The following is a 15996-nucleotide window of genomic DNA, read 5'->3' on the forward strand; positions in this document are numbered from 1 at the left end:
CATCATCGACTCTCAATCAGTCAAGACCGTCTCAAAAGGGGGCAGCGCGGATATGACGCAGGCAAAAGAGTCAAAGGCGCAAGCGCCACATAGCCGTAGACACAATGGGGCTGCTGCTGGCCGTGGTGGTGCATTCAGCAGGTATTCAGGACCGGGTGGGCCTGGGCTTTGCTGATCAGGCTGTTCATGCACTTTGAAGATCTGAAGACCATCTTTGTCGATAGCGGCTCACGGGAACGCCGATTGGATGAGCTGGATGGGCGCTGAGCCTGTTGGCTGGAACATGCTGATGATCAAGCGTTGCCAGAAGAGAAGCGCATCTTCAAGGCGCTCCCCAAGCGCTGAATTGTGGAAAGAACCTTCGCCTAGCTGAACCAATCGAGAAGGCTCTCCAAGAACTATGAACTCACGGCCCTCTTCAGCCGAAGCATTCGTCAAGATTGCTTGCATTCGGCGCGTGGCCAGGCTTTTGGGATAGTTTTGAGAACAGTCTCTCAGGGCGAACTTGTCTGCTAGAGATCATCAGAAACAGGAGCAGATTAAAGGCATCAAAAATGCCTTTCTGCGCTGTTTTCACTAGGACATATTGCTATTTATAAAGGAGCAAATAAGCTTCTTTGTCCAGCGGTTTCAAAAAGCGGAAGCGGCCTTCGCGCAGGCGCTTTTCGGGCTTCGTCCGGGGCAGCCGGGCTGCATCCGGCTTGCCTTGCGCTGTGACCGCATCTCACAATGCGGGGTCAAACCCAAGAAAGGAAATGCCATGCCCGCTCTCCGCCTTGCTTTTTCTCAATCTGCCGCGCGCTGGCTGCTGGGCGGCCTGCTGGCGAGCCTGGCCGCAGGGGCCTGCGCCGCGCCTGCCCTATCGGCTGAACCGGCCGAATGCACCGCCATTGATGAAAGCGTGCTGGAGCAGGCCTATGCGCAGTGGACGCGCGAGGCCGCCCAGGCCCTGCGCGAGCACGCCAATGCGCTGGCCGCGCGCGGCGACCCGCGCAGCCTGCTCATGGCGATGTATGTGATGCGCGCCATTGACGCTGACCCGCTGGACCAGAGCCAGTCCGCCAGCGACAGCGACAAGCAACGCCAGCTCTACCTGCAAGCCGTGCGCGAAGGTCAGCCGGCCGAGCCAGCGGCGCTGTGGCTGTCGCAAAGCCTGTGCGCAGGCAAAAAAACGCCTGCCGACAAGCCGGGCGCCGCCGCGCAGCCCGGTGAATTCCGCAGCCTTCAGGCCAATTGCGACCCGCAAGCGCTGCTGGAGCGCCTGGCGCAGCAGGAACCTGACAACGCCGCGCCCTGGCTGGCGCTGGCCGCGCTGCACCCCGAAGGCAGCGCCGGGCGCGAGCAGGCCCTGCAACGCGCTGCCGAAGCCCCGAGGGCGCTCTTTTACGAACGCCGTTTGGGACCGCTGCTGCACGAAGCGTTTCAGAACGTGGCTTGGCCCGAGCCGCCCAAACAGCTTGAACTGGCGAGCCTGTTCCTGCCGGATTCCTTCTTGACCCTGAACGAAAAGGAGCGCATTTCAGACACCTACGCCGTGGGCTTGTGGGCCGCCGTGCCCTACCACGGCGTCATGGAGATGCGGCAGATGTGCGGACAAACCGGCCCGGCTGGCCGCAAGCCGCCTGCCGCCGCTACCACGCCCTTGCGCCAGCAGCAGTGCCGCACCATCGCTGCCCGCGTGGCCGCCGAGCCGGACAACCTCGTGCTGCGCCAGACGGTGGCGCTTGCTCTGCTGGTTCAGCTCACCGAAGGCGAGCCGCAACAGGCCCGCTGGAAGGAAGAGCTGCGCCAGCGCCGCTGGCTGATGGAAGGCTGGCTGCCCAACTACACAGACAAATACGACTTGCGCGCCACGCTGCTGCGCCCCGAAGCCGAAGTCATGCGCCAGCGCCTGCGCGAAGCGGGCCAGCCCGAAACCGCGCCCGCCGGCTGGCTGCCGCTGAGCGAGCGCAAGGCGGCCAGCGGCAAGGCGGGCGGTTGAGCGGCCGCGCCTTCAAGCGCGGGCGGGGCATTGAAAAACAGCCGCGCAGCGGGCATGTAGAGGCCCTTGCCTGCACTGTCTGGCCGCAGACAGGCGTTCAAGGCCCCATACTCGGACCGTTTCAAGGAACCACGATGCGCACTCTTTATGACTCTGAATCCTTTGCCGTGCTGCACCTGCTGTCAGACGTGCCGCACGACGGCAGCCTGCCCGAGGATGCCCCCCGGCTGGCCCGCCACGGCTTCGAGATTGTGGACAAGCGCTCGGGCAAGGAGCTGTATCTGGACGGGCTGTGGGCCGAGATGTTCCAGCAGCGCATTGAAGCCTGGCAGGAGAGAACGCCCACGCAGGAAGAGGTGGAAGATGCGCTGGAGGGTTACGCCGAGCTGGCGCAAAACCCGGTGATCGTGCATTGAGCGGGGCGCCCGCCCGCCACAAAAAAACGCCTCGCCGAGGCGTTTTTTTGTGGGCGCGCGGCGCTTGCGGCGGGTTGGCGAAACAGGCGCCCGGAATGGATCGCGCTGGCCGGAAGGCATCAGAAACAGGAGCAAATTCAAGGCGGTCGAAATAGCGCTTCGCGCAGTTTCTACTAGGACGTCATGCTATGGATAGAGGAGCGAAATAGTACCCTGCTTTGCGCCTTGCCCCGGCTTGACCGCGCCTGTCTGGCCACGCGCATGCCAGTTCGCTTTTTTCGCGCTGGCGGGCGGGCTGCGGGCGCGCTCTCAGCTGAACAGCCGCCGCGCCACGGGCGAGCCTGCGGGCAGCTTGTGTTTGACCAGGGCTTTGTAGAAGGTGCGCAGGCCCGCGCGGATTTCCGACATGGCCTGCTCCGAAAGCGCATGGCCTGCGGGGTCGGTGATGATGCCGTCCATGGCTTGCGCCAGCGCCGAGGCGGCTTGCAGCAGGCTGTCAAAGGCGTTTTCTTCCGGCGCGACCTGGGGCACATCCAGGCTCAGGGCGATCTGGTGCAGGGGGATGTTGTCTTTGTTGTCGGACAGGGCTATTTGCGGGTCGTAGCTCAGCTCCACCAGATGCGGCATGCCCGCCTTGGGCGAAGGCAGCACCATGCGGCCTGCCACGGCCCCGGCCACGAAGCCCAGTTTGGCGGCCTGCTGGTTCACGAAGCCCAGGCTCCACGGCGTGGCGCGCGCGCGCAGGTCCAGCACGAGCTGCATGTCGTGTTCGGAAGCGAATTTGTCCAGTTCCTTGGCGCGGGCCACTTCTTGCAGCATGTCGGGGCTGTCGGCCGCGCCGCCGATGGCGTCGGCGAAAGCCTGCGTCTTGATGACGAATTCGGAAAATTCCACCTGCGTGAGCGCGCCAGCGCGGTTGGCCAGCTGCACGCCGGCGCGGCAGGCGTCATAAAGCCAGCCGTGCTGGGGCGGCTCCCACTTGCCGGTCATGCGATGGTGCGCTTCGATCGCAAAAGGCTTGCTGCCAATGCGGTGCGTGGCGGGCAGGCGGGCCATGAGTTCTTCGCCGCTCACGGGCGCGTCCAGCGCGATTGGAATGATGCTGTCGATGCGCTCGTCCAGCCGCCCTTGCACGGGGGGCGCGGCGGGCAGGCTGGCGGCATCCAGCGCGGGGTCGGCGGCTTCGCCGCTTTCTGGCGGCCCCTCAGGCTCCAGCCGCTCGGCCTGCCGGGGCGTGTTGCGGCGCACCACCCAGGCGTTGTAGGCGATGATGCCCAGCAATATCGCGCCGCCCGCAAGGGCCAGCCCAGCTTGCAAAGAGTCCATGGGGTTTCAAATGCTTGAGGATGTTTCCGGATTCTAGGGGCGGGCCTGCCGCCGCCATCTTCCATCATGCAGCGCGGCAGACGGGGCGGTTTGGCAGGACGGGCCGGCAAGGCTAGAATCGCGCGTTTTCTTCTTCCCGCCCGCCCGCGCCTAGCAGGCGGGCTTTGTTCGTTTGCAGGCGGATCATTGTTCAAGCCTGCCCGTTCTCTGGAAAGCCTCACTATGAAAATCGCCCAGGAAATCCGCGCCGGCAACGTCATCATGCACGGCAAAGATCCGATGATCGTCCTCAAGACCGAATATGCCCGGGGCGGCCGTGGCGCGGCCACGGTGCGCATGAAGCTCAAGGCCCTGCTGGGCAACATGGGCGCCGAAGTCGTGTTCAAGGCTGACGACAAGATGGAGCAGGTCATTCTCGACCACAAGGAATGCACCTATTCCTACTTCGCCGATCCCATGTACGTTTTCATGGATGGCGAGTTCAACCAGTACGAAGTGGAAGCCGAAAACATGGGCGACGCGCTGAACTACCTGGAAGACGGCATGTCCTGCGAAGTGGAGTTCTACGACGGCAAGGCCATTGCCGTGGAGCTGCCCACCACCGTGGTGCGCGAAATCACCTGGACGGAGCCTGGCGTCAAGGGCGACACCTCCGGCAAGGTGCTCAAGCCCGCCAAGATTGCAACCGGCTTTGAAGTGGCCGTGCCGCTGTTCGTGAACCAGGGCGACAAGATTGAAATCGACACCCGCACGGGCGAATACCGCAAGCGCGTGTAAGCTGCCTGCGCGCTGCTTTTGCGCCGCTTGCCAAGCCCCTTGCCGCTGAAAGCAAGGGGCTTTTTTCTTGCCGGTGGCATGGCCGCTTTGCTGCCCGATCAGCGCGCAGACGCGCCCTTACCATCGCTGCCCATGCAATCCACACCAAACCTCAGAGACGCCTTGCGCCACTCAAACGCCATTGCTTCCTTGCCGGAAGACGATCTGCTCAAGGCCGAGGCCTACCGCCTGGCTTTTGACGACCCCGAATTTCTCTCGCGCCGCGAGGCGCGCGGTATCCGCTTTCAGCTTGAAATGCTCAAACCCGATCTGGGCATGCAGCAGGCGCACGTGCATCACACCATCGTCGTGTTTGGCAGCGCGCGTTTTCTGCCGCCGGACGAAGCCGCCCGCCGCCTGCAAGCCGCACGCGAGAAGGGCGATGCCCAGGCCATCACGCTGGCCGAGCGCGCCGTGCGCACTTCGCGCTACTACGAACAGTCGCGCGAGTTTGGCCGTCTCGTCGCGCGCTACGGCCTGACGCAGCCGCCCGGCGAGCGCTTTTACATCTGCACGGGCGGCGGCCCCGGCGTGATGGAAGCGGCCAACCGTGGCGCGCACGACGTGGGCGCGCCTTCGGTGGGGCTGAACATCACGCTGCCGCACGAGCAATCGACCAACCCCTATGTTTCGCCGCATCTGGCCTTCAAGTTCCACTACTTCGCCTTGCGCAAGATGCATTTCATGATGCGTGCCAAGGCGCTGGTGGCCTTTCCGGGCGGCTTTGGCACGCTGGACGAGCTGTTTGAAGTGCTCACCCTCGTGCAAACGCGCAAGGCCCAGCCCGTGCCCATCATTCTGTTTGGCAGCGACTACTGGAGCCGCCTGCTGCACCTGGACGTGCTGGCCGAAGAAGGCGCCATCTCGCCCGAAGACCTGGAGCTGTTTTGCACCGTGGACGAGGCCCAGGAAGCCTGGAACCAGATCAGGCGTTTCTACAACCTCTAGGCCAGCTTCAACCGGCTATTTCAGGCTATACTTCGCGGCTTGTTCGGCGTGTAGCGCAGCCTGGTAGCGCACTTGCATGGGGTGCAAGGGGTCGCGAGTTCGAATCCCGCCACGCCGACCATCCCCACACCCAAAGCCGCCAAAGCCATGCGCTTGGCGGCTTTTTTTCGCCCCTTTTGATGCATTTTGCAAATGACGACACCGCTTGACATCATCGTTTTGGCTGCGGGCAAGGGCACGCGCATGAAAAGCCGCCTGCCCAAAGTGCTCCAGCGCCTGGCCGGGCGGCCCATGCTGGGGCATGTGCTGGACGCAGCCGCGCAGCTGGGCGCGCGCCGCTGCGTGGTGGTCACGGGGCATGGCGCGCAAGAAGTGCAAGCCGTTTGCGCCGAATGGCACGCGCAGGCCAGCGCGCAGGCAAACCAGCGGGCGGGCGCCATGCAGTGCCTCACCGCCTTGCAGCAGCCGCAGCTGGGCACGGGGCATGCCGCGCAGCAGGCCCTGCCCTTGCTGGATGACGGCGGCATCACCCTCATTCTCTCGGGCGATGTGCCGCTGATTCAGCCCGCCACGCTGGGCGCGCTGGCCCAGGCGTGCGGCGGCCGGCGGCTGGCGCTGCTCACCATTGACTTTGAAGACCCCACGGGCTATGGCCGCGTCATCCGCAGCGGCGAAAGCGTGCAGGCCATCGTGGAGCAAAAAGACGCCACGCCCGCCCAGCTGGCCGTGCGCGAGTGCTACAGCGGCATCATGGCCGCGCCCACGGCCCTGCTGCGCCGCCTGCTGCCGCTGCTGTCCAGCGACAACGCCCAGCAGGAGTTCTATCTGACCGACGTGGTGCGCCACGCCGTGGCGGCGGGCGAAGCCGTTACGGCCCTCAAAACGGCAGATGCCGCCCAGGTGGCGGGCGTCAACAGCCCCGCCCAGCTGGCCGCGCTGGAGCGCGAAGCCCAGCGCCGCATGGCCGATGCCCTGATGGCGCAAGGCGTGCGCCTGGCCGACCCCGCCCGCCTGGACGTGCGCGGCACGCTCGAATGCGGGCAAGACGTGGAAATCGACATCGGCTGCCTGTTTGAAGGCCATGTCAGCCTGGGCGACGGCGTGCGCATCGGCGCGCACTGCGTCATCGCCAATGCCTGCATCGAAGCGGGCGCGCGCATTCACCCCTTCACCCACATTGACGGCGGCGCGCCGCAAGGCGTGCGCGTGGGCGCTGGCGCGCTCATCGGCCCCTACGCCCGCCTGCGCCCCGGCGCGCAGCTGGGCGCTGACGTGCACATTGGCAACTTCGTCGAAGTCAAGAATTCCACTCTCGCCCCGGGCGCCAAGGCCAACCACCTGGCCTATCTGGGCGACGCCACCGTGGGCGAGCGCGTGAACTACGGCGCAGGCAGCATCACCGCCAATTACGACGGCGCCCGCAAGCACCGCACCACCATCGGGGCAGACGTGCATGTGGGCAGCAACTGCGTGCTCGTGGCCCCCGTCACCCTGGGCGCGGGCGGCACCGTGGCGGCCGGCTCGGTCATCACCCAAGACACCGCCCCCGGCGCGCTGGCCATTGCGCGCGGCCGCCAAAGCAGCCTGCCCGGCTGGCAGCGCCCCGCCAAGCCGTCCAAAGGCTGACCATGCCGCTGCCCCGCCGCCGCTGGTTGCAAGCCGCCGCGTTCGCGCTGGCCGCCGCTCCGTTGGCGCGCGCGCAAGCCCGCAGCCAGCGCAAACGCCGCAGCGCCTACCCCATCGCGCCGGGCCGGTCTTTCTGGCTGCCGGAACTCTCGCCCGCCGGTCCTGTGGTCGCCGTTGTCAATCTGTACACGCAGCATGCGCAGATTTACCGCAACGGCATCGCCATTGGCTACACCAGCGTGAGCACGGGCAAGCGCGGCTATGGCACGCCCACCGGGCGCTTTCAGGTGCTGGAAAAGCGGCGCTTTCACCGCTCCAGCACCTACGGCAACGCCCCCATGCCGTGGATGGTGCGGCTGACCTGGAGCGGCATCGCCTTTCACTCCGGCGCGCTGCCGGGCTTTCCCGCCTCGCACGGCTGCATCCGCCTGCCCGCCAGCTTCGCGCCGCAGCTTTTCGGCGCGCTCTCGCTGGGCGACACCGTGGCCGTGCTCAACCAGCCTGCCGACGCCTTCACCACCCTGGCCCCCATCGACCCGCTGGGCCGCCCGCTGCTACAGCCTGAAATGCTCGCCGCCACGGCGTGGTGGAGAGAAGCCGCCGCCAGCGCGGCGCCGGTTTCCGCCAGCCCGGTTTCCGCCAGCCCGGTTTCCGCCAGCCTTTTGACAGGCGCGCCCGCCAGCCTGGCCGCTCCGCCCCTGGCGCTGCTCGCCAGCCTGCCCCAGCAGCGCCTGTTCGTGCTGGAGGCGGGCCAGGTGGCCGCCGCCGCGCCCCTGCCGCCCGGCGCGCGCCAGCAAGCTCTGCCGCTCGCTGCCGCGCCCTTGAGATGGCAGCCCCCAGGCCACTGGCAAGCGCCCGGCCAGAGCGGCAATGCGGCTGACGCCACCCTGTGGCAGACCGTGCTGCCGTCTGACGCCGCCTTCAGCCAGCGCCTGCGCGCGCGCATCACGCCCGGCAGCACCCTTGTTCTCAGCGACCTACCCGCCGTGGGCGATCTGCACCTGGCCGCCTGGAAGCTTTGAATGCCTGCGCAAGGAGCGGCCGGGAATGCATGGAGAGCCGGGCGCAGTGCACCATTTTCGCTCCTTCATTCATAGCATGATGTCCTAGTGGATATTGCGCGAAGCGGCATTTTTGACGCCCTGAATTCGCTCCTGTTTTTGTTGCTTTCTGGCAGGCCCGCACGGGCTTCCGGCCTCGCAAAAAACGGCCTTTTTCAAGGCCGTCATGACTCTGTTGCGAGGCCACGCCGCTTCAGATTCCAAGACTGGCAGCGCGCGGCTGGCACGGGTCAGCTGCCGGACTTGAGGGCGCGGTAGCCGATGTCGCGGCGGTATTGCGCGCCGTCGAAGTGGATGGCGCGGGCCAGGTCGTAGGCGCGGGCCTGGGCTTGCTTGAGGGAGTCGGCCAGGGCGGTGGCGCAGAGCACGCGGCCGCCGGAGGTTTTGATCTGGCCGCTCTCGTCCAGCGTGGTGCCGGCGTGGAAGACGACGGCGTCGTCCTGCGGCTTGGGCAGGCCGGTGATGAGGTCGCCCTTCTTGGGCGCAAGCGGGTAGCCGGCGGCGGCCATCACCACGCCCAGGGCCGGGCGGCGGTCCCATTCGAGCTGCACTTCGCCCAGCTTGCCGGAGGTGGCGGCCAGCAGCACTTCAAGCAGGTCGGATTTGAGGCGCAGCATGATGGGCTGGGTTTCGGGGTCGCCCATGCGGCAGTTGAATTCCAGCGTTTTGGGGCGGCCTTGCGCGTCGATCATCAGGCCGGCATACAGAAAGCCGGTGTAGGAGATGCCGTCCTTGTCCATGCCGCGCACGGTGGGCAGGATGATGTCGCGCATGGCGCGGGCGTGCACGTCGGGCGTGACGACGGGGGCGGGCGAATACGCGCCCATGCCGCCGGTGTTGGGGCCTTGGTCGCCATCTTTCAGGCGCTTGTGATCCTGGCTGGTGGCCAAGGGGATGACGTTTTTGCCGTCGCACAAAACGATGAAGCTGGCTTCTTCGCCTTGCAGGCATTCTTCGATGACCACGCGGGGCACGGCCTGGCCGTCAGCGCCCGCGTTGTGCGCCACGCCGAGGGTGTTGCCGCCGAGCATGTCGTCAATGGCGGCAAAGGCTTCTTCCTTGGTGGCGGCCACGACCACGCCTTTGCCCGCAGCCAGGCCGTCGGCCTTGACGACGATGGGCGCGCCCGTTTTTTCAACGTAGGCGCGGGCGGCGGCGGCATCCGTGAAAGTCTCGTAGGCGGCGGTGGGAATGCCGTGGCGCTGCATGAAGTCCTTGCTGAAAGCCTTGGAGCTTTCCAGCTGCGCGGCGGCTTTGGTGGGGCCGAAGATGCGCAGGCCGTGGGCGCGGAAGTCATCCACCACGCCGGCGGCCAGGGGCTGCTCGGGGCCAACGACCGTGAGGCCGATTTTTTCGGCCTGCGCCCATTCGCGCAGTTCGGCCAGATTGGTGATGGGCACGTTTTTCAGCTCCGGCGCGCTGGCGGTGCCGCCGTTGCCGGGGGCCACATAGACCTGTTGCACTTTGGGCGAGCGGGCCAGCCGCCAGGCCAGCGCGTGTTCGCGGCCGCCGGAGCCAATAACGAGAACTTTCATGGAGCGGATTCGGAGGTGGGTTCGGGTGTGGGAGAAAGGGGGGCGGCGGAGATGCGCAGGCCCGCCGTCAGCGCAGCCAGGCTGGCTTCTTTGACTTCTTCGCGCCTGGGCTGCGGGCAGTGGGGCGGGTCGGTGTTGTAGCCAATGGCAACGTGCCCGCCATCGCGCCCGCTGCTGCCGCACCACGATACGTCGCCGCCGCAGGCAGTCAGCAGCAGGACGGCCAGCGCCGCGAGGCTTGCGGCGCTGGCGGCGGCAGTGGCAGCGGAGCGGGCGGGAGTCATGAGGAAGCAGCCTTTCTTCGCTTGTGGGGCAGCAACTGGGCGCGCACCTGCTGGCGGATGCGCTCGTAGTTTTGCCGCATGTGGCGCGCCAGCGCCGCCACGTCGGCCTGCTGCACCTGATTGAGCATGGACTGGCAAAACGGCTGGCCCGTGACGAGCGCCAGCGGAGCGGCCTGCTTCATCTGGCTGGCGGCGCGCTGGAGCGTCTGGCGCGTTTCGTCATGCGGCGAGCGGCTCAAGGGGCGCTGGAGTTCAGGCACGTTCACAAAGGCCATGTGCGCGGCCTGCGTGAGCTTTTGCCGCACGGCGGGCGCTTGCGCCTGCCAGGTGGAGGCCATGCCGGGCGCGGCCGTCTGGCAGGCGGCGGCGAGGTTGTCAAACGCCAGGTTGCCCTGGGCCAGCAGTGCATCCAGCGCCTTGCCTGCCGCACCCGCGCCGCTGGCGGCCTGGGCGCTGCCTGCGGCCAGCCACAGCGCGGCCAGCAACGGCGCAGCCAGAGTGCAGGCGGCTTGTGTGCGGGCGCTGGCGTGAGGGGCGGGCGGGCGGTCTGACATTGAAAAAAGGAGCAAATTCAGGGGGTGTGAAAAGGCGTTGGCCGCTGGATTGACGGGGACCTCAAGCTATTGAATCAGGAGCAAAAAAGAACCAAAGAGCGTGTTCAAAAGTCCAGCTCGGCGTTGTGGAACACGTCTTGCACGTCGTCCAGGTCTTCCAGCATGTCCAGCAGCTTTTGCATCTTGGCGGCCTCTTCGCCGCCCAGCTCAATGGTGTTTTCGGCGCGCATGGTCACTTCGGCAATTTCGGGCTTGAGGCCGGCGGCTTCCAGCGCGTTTTTCACGGCTTCAAAGTCGCCGGGGGCGGTGATGACTTCAATGGCGCCGTCTTCGCCGGTGATCACGTCTTCAGCGCCTGCTTCCAGCGCGGCCTCCATCACCTTTTCCTCGCTCGTGCCGGGCGCGAAGATGAGCTGGCCGCAGTGCTTGAACTGAAAGGCCACCGAACCTTCGGAACCCATGTTGCCGCCGTACTTGGAAAAAACATGGCGCACATCGGCCACGGTGCGCACGCGGTTGTCGGTCATGGCGTCCACGATGATGGCCGCGCCGCCGATGCCGTAGCCCTCGTAGCGGATTTCCTCGTAGCTCACGCCTTCAAGGTTGCCCGTGGCCTTGTCAATGTTGCGCTTGATGGTGTCGGCAGGCATGTTGGCTGCCTTGGCCTTGTCTATGGCCAGGCGCAGGCGCGGATTGGCATTCGGATCGCCCCCGCCCGTGCGCGCGGCCACCATGATTTCGCGCACCACGCGCGTCCACACGCGCTGGCGTTTTTCGTCCTGCCGCCCCTTGCGGTGCTGAATATTTGCCCATTTGCTGTGGCCAGCCATAAACCAAGTCCTTCGCAGTCAAAAGAATCCATGAAAATCCGCGCTGATTCTACGTTTCGCCCACTTTTCACGGGCCTTTTTCCCTCTTTCACCCCTCGGAAGGAACCCTTTTCATGGCCGATCCCATCCTGCTTGCCCGGCACGGCGGCGAATCGTGTTTTCTGCTGCCCGGCATGGCCAACCGCCACGGCCTGATCACCGGCGCCACTGGCACGGGCAAAACCGTCACGCTGCAAAAACTGGCCGAATCGTTCAGCCACATGGGCGTGCCCGTGTTCCTGGCCGATGTGAAGGGCGATCTCACCGGCATCAGCCAAAGCGGCCATATCGAAGGCAAGCTGGCCGCCACCCTTGAAGAGCGCGGCCTGCCCGTGCCGGAAGGGCGCGCCTGCCCCGTCACGCTCTGGGACGTGTTCGGCGCGCAAGGCCACCCCGTGCGCGCCACCATTTCAGACATGGGGCCGCTGCTGCTGGGCCGCATGCTGGGCCTGAACGACACGCAAGCGGGCGTGCTCAACATCGTCTTCAAGATTGCCGACGACAGCGGCCTGCTCCTGCTCGACGCCAAAGACCTGCGCGCCATGCTCCAGCACGTGGGCGACAACGCCAAACAGTTCACCACCGCCTACGGCAACATCAGCAGCGCCAGCATCGGCGCCATCCAGCGCGCGCTGCTCCAGATCGAAAGCCAGGGCGGCGACGGCTTCTTCGGCGAACCCATGCTCGACATCGACGACATGATGCAAACCGCAGAAGGCGGCCAGGGCATCGTCAATATCCTCATCGCCGACAAACTCATGCAGGCCCCGCGCCTGTACGCCACCTTCTTGCTGTGGCTGCTCTCCGAGCTGTTCGAGCGCCTGCCCGAAATAGGCGACCCCGAAAAACCGAAGATGGTCTTCTTCTTCGACGAAGCCCACCTGCTCTTTGCCGACGCGCCCAAAGCCCTGCTGGAGCGCATAGAACTCGTCGTGCGCCTGGTGCGCAGCAAAGGCGTGGGCGTGTACTTCGTCACCCAAAACCCGATGGACGTGCCCGACACCGTGCTCGCCCAGCTGGGCAACCGCGTGCAGCACGCCCTGCGCGCCTTCACCCCGCGCGACCAGAAAGCCGTCAAGGCCACCGCGCAAACCATGCGCGCCAACCCCGCGCTTGACGTGGAAAGCGCCATCACCAGCCTGGCCGTAGGCGAAGCGCTCATCAGCCTGCTCGATGAAAAAGGCCGCCCCGGCATCACCCAGCGCGCCTTCGTCATCCCGCCCGCCAGCCGCATCGGCCCTGCCACCGAAGCCGAACGCCAGGCGCTGCTGCAAAACTCCCTGGTCGCCGGCCACTACGAAAAAGCCGTAGACCGCGAATCCGCCTACGAAGTGCTCAAGGCCCGCGCAGGCCAGACGGCAGCAGCGGCAGGCGGCGCAGCAGACGGCCAGGCCGGCGGCGGCCTGATGGGCATGGCGCGCGACCTGCTCTTTGGCACCACCGGCCCGCGCGGCGGCAAACACGACGGTCTGGTGCAAACCCTCATCAAATCCACCACCCGCACCGTCGGCAACAACCTGGGCCGCCAAATCCTGCGCGGCGTGCTGGGCAGCATGATGGGCCGCAAGTGAGGGGCCGGAGCCGGGCGGCATGCTTGGCAGGCGCTTGCGTCTTGCTTGTATTTCGCTCCTCAAACGATAGCAATAGGTCCTAGTGGATGCTGCGCAAGATCCGTTTTTAAGACCTTAAACTTGCTCCGCTTTTCGATGCGGAGCGGGCTTTATTCAACCAAAGGCACATCGCCTGTCTTTCTGAGGGGCCTATATCCCCGTGTTTTGGTGGGGCATTGCAGGCAGGGTAAATTGGTTGCTACGGTTGTCCACAAATATTTCTGCTCAGGGTTGATGATGAAACAAGGTGAAACTGCACATTTGCGCCAGTGCGTGCCGCAAAGCAAGCTGCGTCAAGAAGCGGGCGCCGCCCGTGGCGGGCTGGCGGCGCTGGCGCTGCTGGCGGCGGGCGTGGCGGCACAAGCGCAGACGGCGCCCGTGAGCGTGGAGCGGCTGACCCTGTTTGCCAGCCTGGGCGGCCAGCAGGCAGCGCACACGGCCGAAGGCGCAGCGCAGACAGCGCTGAACCTGAACGCTCTGGGTATTGCCGCCACCTGGCAGCGCCAGAGCGCGCCGCAAGGCGGTACGGCCTGGACCTGGGAGCTGGTCAATACCAGCGGCCAGCCCATACGCGGCCTGCGCCTGACGGCGCTGGCCGATGCCGACATTGAAGCGGCACAAAACACCTTCTTCAACGAAACCGCCCGGCAGCCAACAGGCCTGGGCACGCCAGCCGGACAAATCCGCGCCGATCGCTGGGAGGCGGCCGAGCCGGGCTACCACACGGGCGATTTGCTCGCGCGCGCCGCCACGGGGCAGCTGGGCAACCAAAGCGCTTTGAGCGCCAGCGCCCCTGACGATGCCGCCCTGGCGCTATCGCTGCCTGTGCCCGAATGGCAGCCCGGCCAGCGCCTGAGCGTCACCGCCACGCTGACTCCGGCGGCTGTGGCTGATGCCAGCCTGCTGCAAACCGACGCGGCCAGCGGCCAGAGCCTGAGTTTTGACTTGCGCGCCAAGCTGCAAACAAATACGCCGACTCCGACTCCGACTCCGACTCCGACTCCGACGCCGACGCCGACGCCTGGCCCAGGCCCGGCGCCAGCGGGCCTGTACGCTGTGCCTGGCCCCGGCGGTCTTGCGCTGGGCGCACTGTCGCTGCTGCTGGGCGCGTGCTATGGGCGCTTTGGCGGCTTGGGCCGCAGCCGGCGGCGCAAGCAAGACAGCCGTCAAGCCGGTTCTGTCCGCCGCCTGCTGGCGGTGCTGCCTGCGCTGGTTTGCGCCGCTGTTTTGCTGACGGGCTGGCTCGCACCCGTGCAGCCTGCTCACGCCCTGTTTGACAACGGCGGCTTCGAGACAGGCGATACCAGCGGCTGGCAAAGCAGCCACGGCATCAATTCCGGCCTGCGGGGCAGTCAGCCTTACAGCGCCAGCAGCATTGTCATCGTCGCGGGCGGCCAGCGGCTGGGCGGCGTTTTGGGCGCTACGTTTGATCCGCGCGCGCCGCACCTGGACTTGCCGCGCGCGGGCCACTACACGGCCAAGGTCAATGACGAGCTGGGCGGGCGGCACATCAACGCCCTGAATCAAAGCGCCGTTATCACCGCCGCCGACCGCGACCCGCAAGACGGCAAACTGCACGTGCGCTTTGCCTACGCCGCCGTGCTGGAAGACCCCAGCCACCCGCCTGCGGCGCAGCCCTACTTTCATGTGCAGCTCAAGGATGTGACAACCGACGAAGTCATCTATGACGACTTCGCCTGGTCAGGCCAGCCCGGGCGCATCACCCACACCACCCTTCTTGGAGGCCGCACCTGGCGCGCCACGCCTTTCATCGACGTGGATATTCCAGTGCCTGACAGCCGCCTGGGCCACACCGTGGAAGTGCGTGTGCTTGCCGCCGACTGCGCGCATGGCGCGCATGGCGGCTATGTCTATGTGGACGCCTTTGGTTCGGCCCGCGTGCCCCCGCAGGCCGTCTGTCTGGCGGACTTGCGCGCCCGCGCCAAGCCCGGCAAGGTGCAGCTTGTCTGGAGCGATATCGGTGCACACGGCTACGCCATCTACCGCGCCGCCCTGCCGCAAGGCCCCTGGCAGCGGCTGGGGCAGACCGCCTCGCGCTACAGCACTTGGCTGGATGAAGGCGTGAGCGTCGGACAGACCTGGTACTACAGCGTCCGTCCCCTGAACGACCAAGGCGAGGAAACCTGCTCTTCCGCCCCCATCGCCAGCTCTGCCCCGCCCGAATGGCAGCCGGGCCAGCCGCTGACGCGCCCGCCGCGCTTTGACAGCCAGCCGCCGCTGGCAGGCCAGACGGGCCAGCCCTACCGCTACGCCGCGCACGCCAGCGACCCTGATGACGCAAGCAGCGACGCCGTCACCTACGCCCTTTCCCAATCGCCCGCCGGTATGAGCGTGGACGCAGCCAGCGGCCTCATCGCCTGGCCGCAACCTGGCCTGGCCGGTACATACGCCGTCACCCTCACGGCCACCGACCGCACGGGGCTGATTGCCAGCCAGAGCTACGCGCTGCAAATCAGCGACAGCCGCAACCGCCCGCCCGTCATCAGCAACATGCTGCCTGCCACGGGCCAGGAAGGCCAGCGTCTGAGCCACCAGGTGCAGGCCAGCGATCCCGACGGCGACGCCGTCACCTACACCCTGGGCACACAAGCCGAAGGCATGAACATCACCGCAGGCGGTCTCATCACCTGGCCGCAGCCCAAACCGGGCCGCTGGCCGCTGATGCTCACCGTGGCAGACGCCAAGGGCGCGCGCGCCACGCAGAACGTCACGCTGGTGATCAGCGCCATCACGCCGACGCCAACCCCCACGCCCACGCCCACGCCTACACCAACGCCGCCCGCCAACCAGCCGCCGCGCATCACCAGCACGCCGCCTGCGCAAGCACAAGTGGGCAGCGCCTACAGCTACGCCTTGCAAGCCACCGACCCTGAAGGCGCGCCGCTGACGTGCAGCCTCACGCGCGCCCCGCAAGGCATGAGCCTGAATGGCTGCACCGTGCAATGGACG

13 protein-coding genes, 1 tRNA gene and 1 pseudogene are annotated in these 15996 nt (G+C 66.4%); 10 read left to right on the forward strand and 5 right to left on the reverse strand.

Features of this window, described 5'->3' with window-relative positions:
* From QB898_RS12390 to QB898_RS12400, 3 genes and pseudogenes are all read left to right on the forward strand, one after another.
* Positions 1 to 170: pseudogene (locus tag QB898_RS12390) on the forward strand (transposase); the annotation flags it as partial.
* Between the two features lie 590 nt (positions 171 to 760).
* Positions 761 to 1981, forward strand: a complete 1221-nt coding sequence (locus QB898_RS12395; protein ID WP_279525204.1) for a hypothetical protein — start codon at positions 761 to 763, stop codon at positions 1979 to 1981.
* Between the two features lie 134 nt (positions 1982 to 2115).
* Positions 2116 to 2397, forward strand: coding sequence for a BTH_I0359 family protein (locus tag QB898_RS12400; RefSeq protein WP_050714849.1), 282 nt, complete (start codon positions 2116 to 2118; stop codon positions 2395 to 2397).
* 309 nt (positions 2398 to 2706) lie between these two features.
* On the opposite strand, the gene QB898_RS12405 is transcribed toward QB898_RS12400, so the two are convergent.
* Positions 2707 to 3723, reverse strand: coding sequence for a cell division protein ZipA C-terminal FtsZ-binding domain-containing protein (locus QB898_RS12405; protein WP_102283829.1), 1017 nt, complete (start codon positions 3721 to 3723; stop codon positions 2707 to 2709).
* A 222-nt stretch (positions 3724 to 3945) separates the two neighbouring features.
* On the opposite strand from QB898_RS12405, the gene efp reads away from it, so the two are divergent.
* From efp to QB898_RS12430, 5 genes are all read left to right on the forward strand, one after another.
* Positions 3946 to 4500, forward strand: a complete 555-nt coding sequence (efp, locus tag QB898_RS12410; RefSeq protein ID WP_050714855.1) for an elongation factor P — start codon at positions 3946 to 3948, stop codon at positions 4498 to 4500.
* A 132-nt stretch (positions 4501 to 4632) separates the two neighbouring features.
* Complete coding sequence (locus tag QB898_RS12415; RefSeq protein ID WP_279525205.1) at positions 4633 to 5487, forward strand: LOG family protein; 855 nt, start codon at positions 4633 to 4635, stop codon at positions 5485 to 5487.
* Positions 5488 to 5531: 44 nt separating this feature from the next.
* Positions 5532 to 5608, forward strand: a tRNA-Pro gene (locus tag QB898_RS12420).
* A 71-nt stretch (positions 5609 to 5679) separates the two neighbouring features.
* The gene (glmU, locus tag QB898_RS12425) at positions 5680 to 7113 is read left to right on the forward strand and encodes a bifunctional UDP-N-acetylglucosamine diphosphorylase/glucosamine-1-phosphate N-acetyltransferase GlmU (RefSeq protein ID WP_279525206.1); all 1434 of its coding nucleotides are present in this window, start codon (positions 5680 to 5682) and stop codon (positions 7111 to 7113) included.
* Positions 7114 to 7115: 2 nt separating this feature from the next.
* Entirely contained in the window at positions 7116 to 8135 is a 1020-nt protein-coding gene (locus QB898_RS12430) for a L,D-transpeptidase family protein (protein ID WP_279525207.1), read from the forward strand.
* Between the two features lie 269 nt (positions 8136 to 8404).
* Here the strand turns inward: QB898_RS12430 and purD are convergent, their stop codons facing one another.
* From purD to QB898_RS12450, 4 genes are all read right to left on the reverse strand, one after another.
* Positions 8405 to 9709: a phosphoribosylamine--glycine ligase gene (gene purD / locus QB898_RS12435; protein WP_279525208.1), complete on the reverse strand. Its 1305-nt coding sequence runs from the start codon at positions 9707 to 9709 to the stop codon at positions 8405 to 8407.
* On the reverse strand, positions 9706 to 9993 hold the full coding sequence (locus QB898_RS12440; RefSeq protein WP_102283826.1) for a hypothetical protein: 288 nt from the start codon (positions 9991 to 9993) through the stop codon (positions 9706 to 9708). Before QB898_RS12440 ends, purD begins: the two co-directional genes overlap by 4 nt.
* Entirely contained in the window at positions 9990 to 10547 is a 558-nt protein-coding gene (locus QB898_RS12445) for a hypothetical protein (protein ID WP_279525209.1), read from the reverse strand. Before QB898_RS12445 ends, QB898_RS12440 begins: the two co-directional genes overlap by 4 nt.
* 104 nt (positions 10548 to 10651) lie before the next feature.
* Positions 10652 to 11377: a YebC/PmpR family DNA-binding transcriptional regulator gene (locus QB898_RS12450; RefSeq protein ID WP_050714861.1), complete on the reverse strand. Its 726-nt coding sequence runs from the start codon at positions 11375 to 11377 to the stop codon at positions 10652 to 10654.
* Between the two features lie 113 nt (positions 11378 to 11490).
* On the opposite strand from QB898_RS12450, the gene QB898_RS12455 reads away from it, so the two are divergent.
* Together QB898_RS12455 and QB898_RS12460 are read left to right on the forward strand one after the other, a co-directional pair.
* A complete protein-coding gene (locus tag QB898_RS12455; RefSeq protein ID WP_050714862.1) occupies positions 11491 to 12987 on the forward strand; it encodes a helicase HerA-like C-terminal domain-containing protein in 1497 nt (498 codons plus the stop codon).
* A gap of 276 nt (positions 12988 to 13263) precedes the next feature.
* A partial coding sequence (locus QB898_RS12460; RefSeq protein WP_279525210.1) for an Ig domain-containing protein occupies positions 13264 to 15996 on the forward strand: 2733 nt, incomplete at its 3' end.

It is taken from the genome of Ottowia cancrivicina (assembly GCF_029813755.1).
In the GTDB taxonomy this organism is placed as follows: Bacteria; Pseudomonadota; Gammaproteobacteria; order Burkholderiales; family Burkholderiaceae_C; genus Ottowia; species Ottowia massiliensis.

What these genes read in the sequence shown, in the direction of transcription:
- QB898_RS12395 (WP_279525204.1), top strand. Translation starts at nt 761, where the DNA reads ATGCCCGCTCTCCGCCTTGCTTTTTCTCAATCTGCCGCGCGCTGGCTG.
- QB898_RS12400 (WP_050714849.1), top strand. Translation starts at nt 2,116, where the DNA reads ATGCGCACTCTTTATGACTCTGAATCCTTTGCCGTGCTGCACCTGCTG.
- QB898_RS12405 (WP_102283829.1), bottom strand. Translation starts at nt 3,723, where the DNA reads ATGGACTCTTTGCAAGCTGGGCTGGCCCTTGCGGGCGGCGCGATATTG.
- efp (WP_050714855.1), top strand. Translation starts at nt 3,946, where the DNA reads ATGAAAATCGCCCAGGAAATCCGCGCCGGCAACGTCATCATGCACGGC.
- QB898_RS12415 (WP_279525205.1), top strand. Translation starts at nt 4,633, where the DNA reads ATGCAATCCACACCAAACCTCAGAGACGCCTTGCGCCACTCAAACGCC.
- glmU (WP_279525206.1), top strand. Translation starts at nt 5,680, where the DNA reads ATGACGACACCGCTTGACATCATCGTTTTGGCTGCGGGCAAGGGCACG.
- QB898_RS12430 (WP_279525207.1), top strand. Translation starts at nt 7,116, where the DNA reads ATGCCGCTGCCCCGCCGCCGCTGGTTGCAAGCCGCCGCGTTCGCGCTG.
- purD (WP_279525208.1), bottom strand. Translation starts at nt 9,709, where the DNA reads ATGAAAGTTCTCGTTATTGGCTCCGGCGGCCGCGAACACGCGCTGGCC.
- QB898_RS12440 (WP_102283826.1), bottom strand. Translation starts at nt 9,993, where the DNA reads ATGACTCCCGCCCGCTCCGCTGCCACTGCCGCCGCCAGCGCCGCAAGC.
- QB898_RS12445 (WP_279525209.1), bottom strand. Translation starts at nt 10,547, where the DNA reads ATGTCAGACCGCCCGCCCGCCCCTCACGCCAGCGCCCGCACACAAGCC.
- QB898_RS12450 (WP_050714861.1), bottom strand. Translation starts at nt 11,377, where the DNA reads ATGGCTGGCCACAGCAAATGGGCAAATATTCAGCACCGCAAGGGGCGG.
- QB898_RS12455 (WP_050714862.1), top strand. Translation starts at nt 11,491, where the DNA reads ATGGCCGATCCCATCCTGCTTGCCCGGCACGGCGGCGAATCGTGTTTT.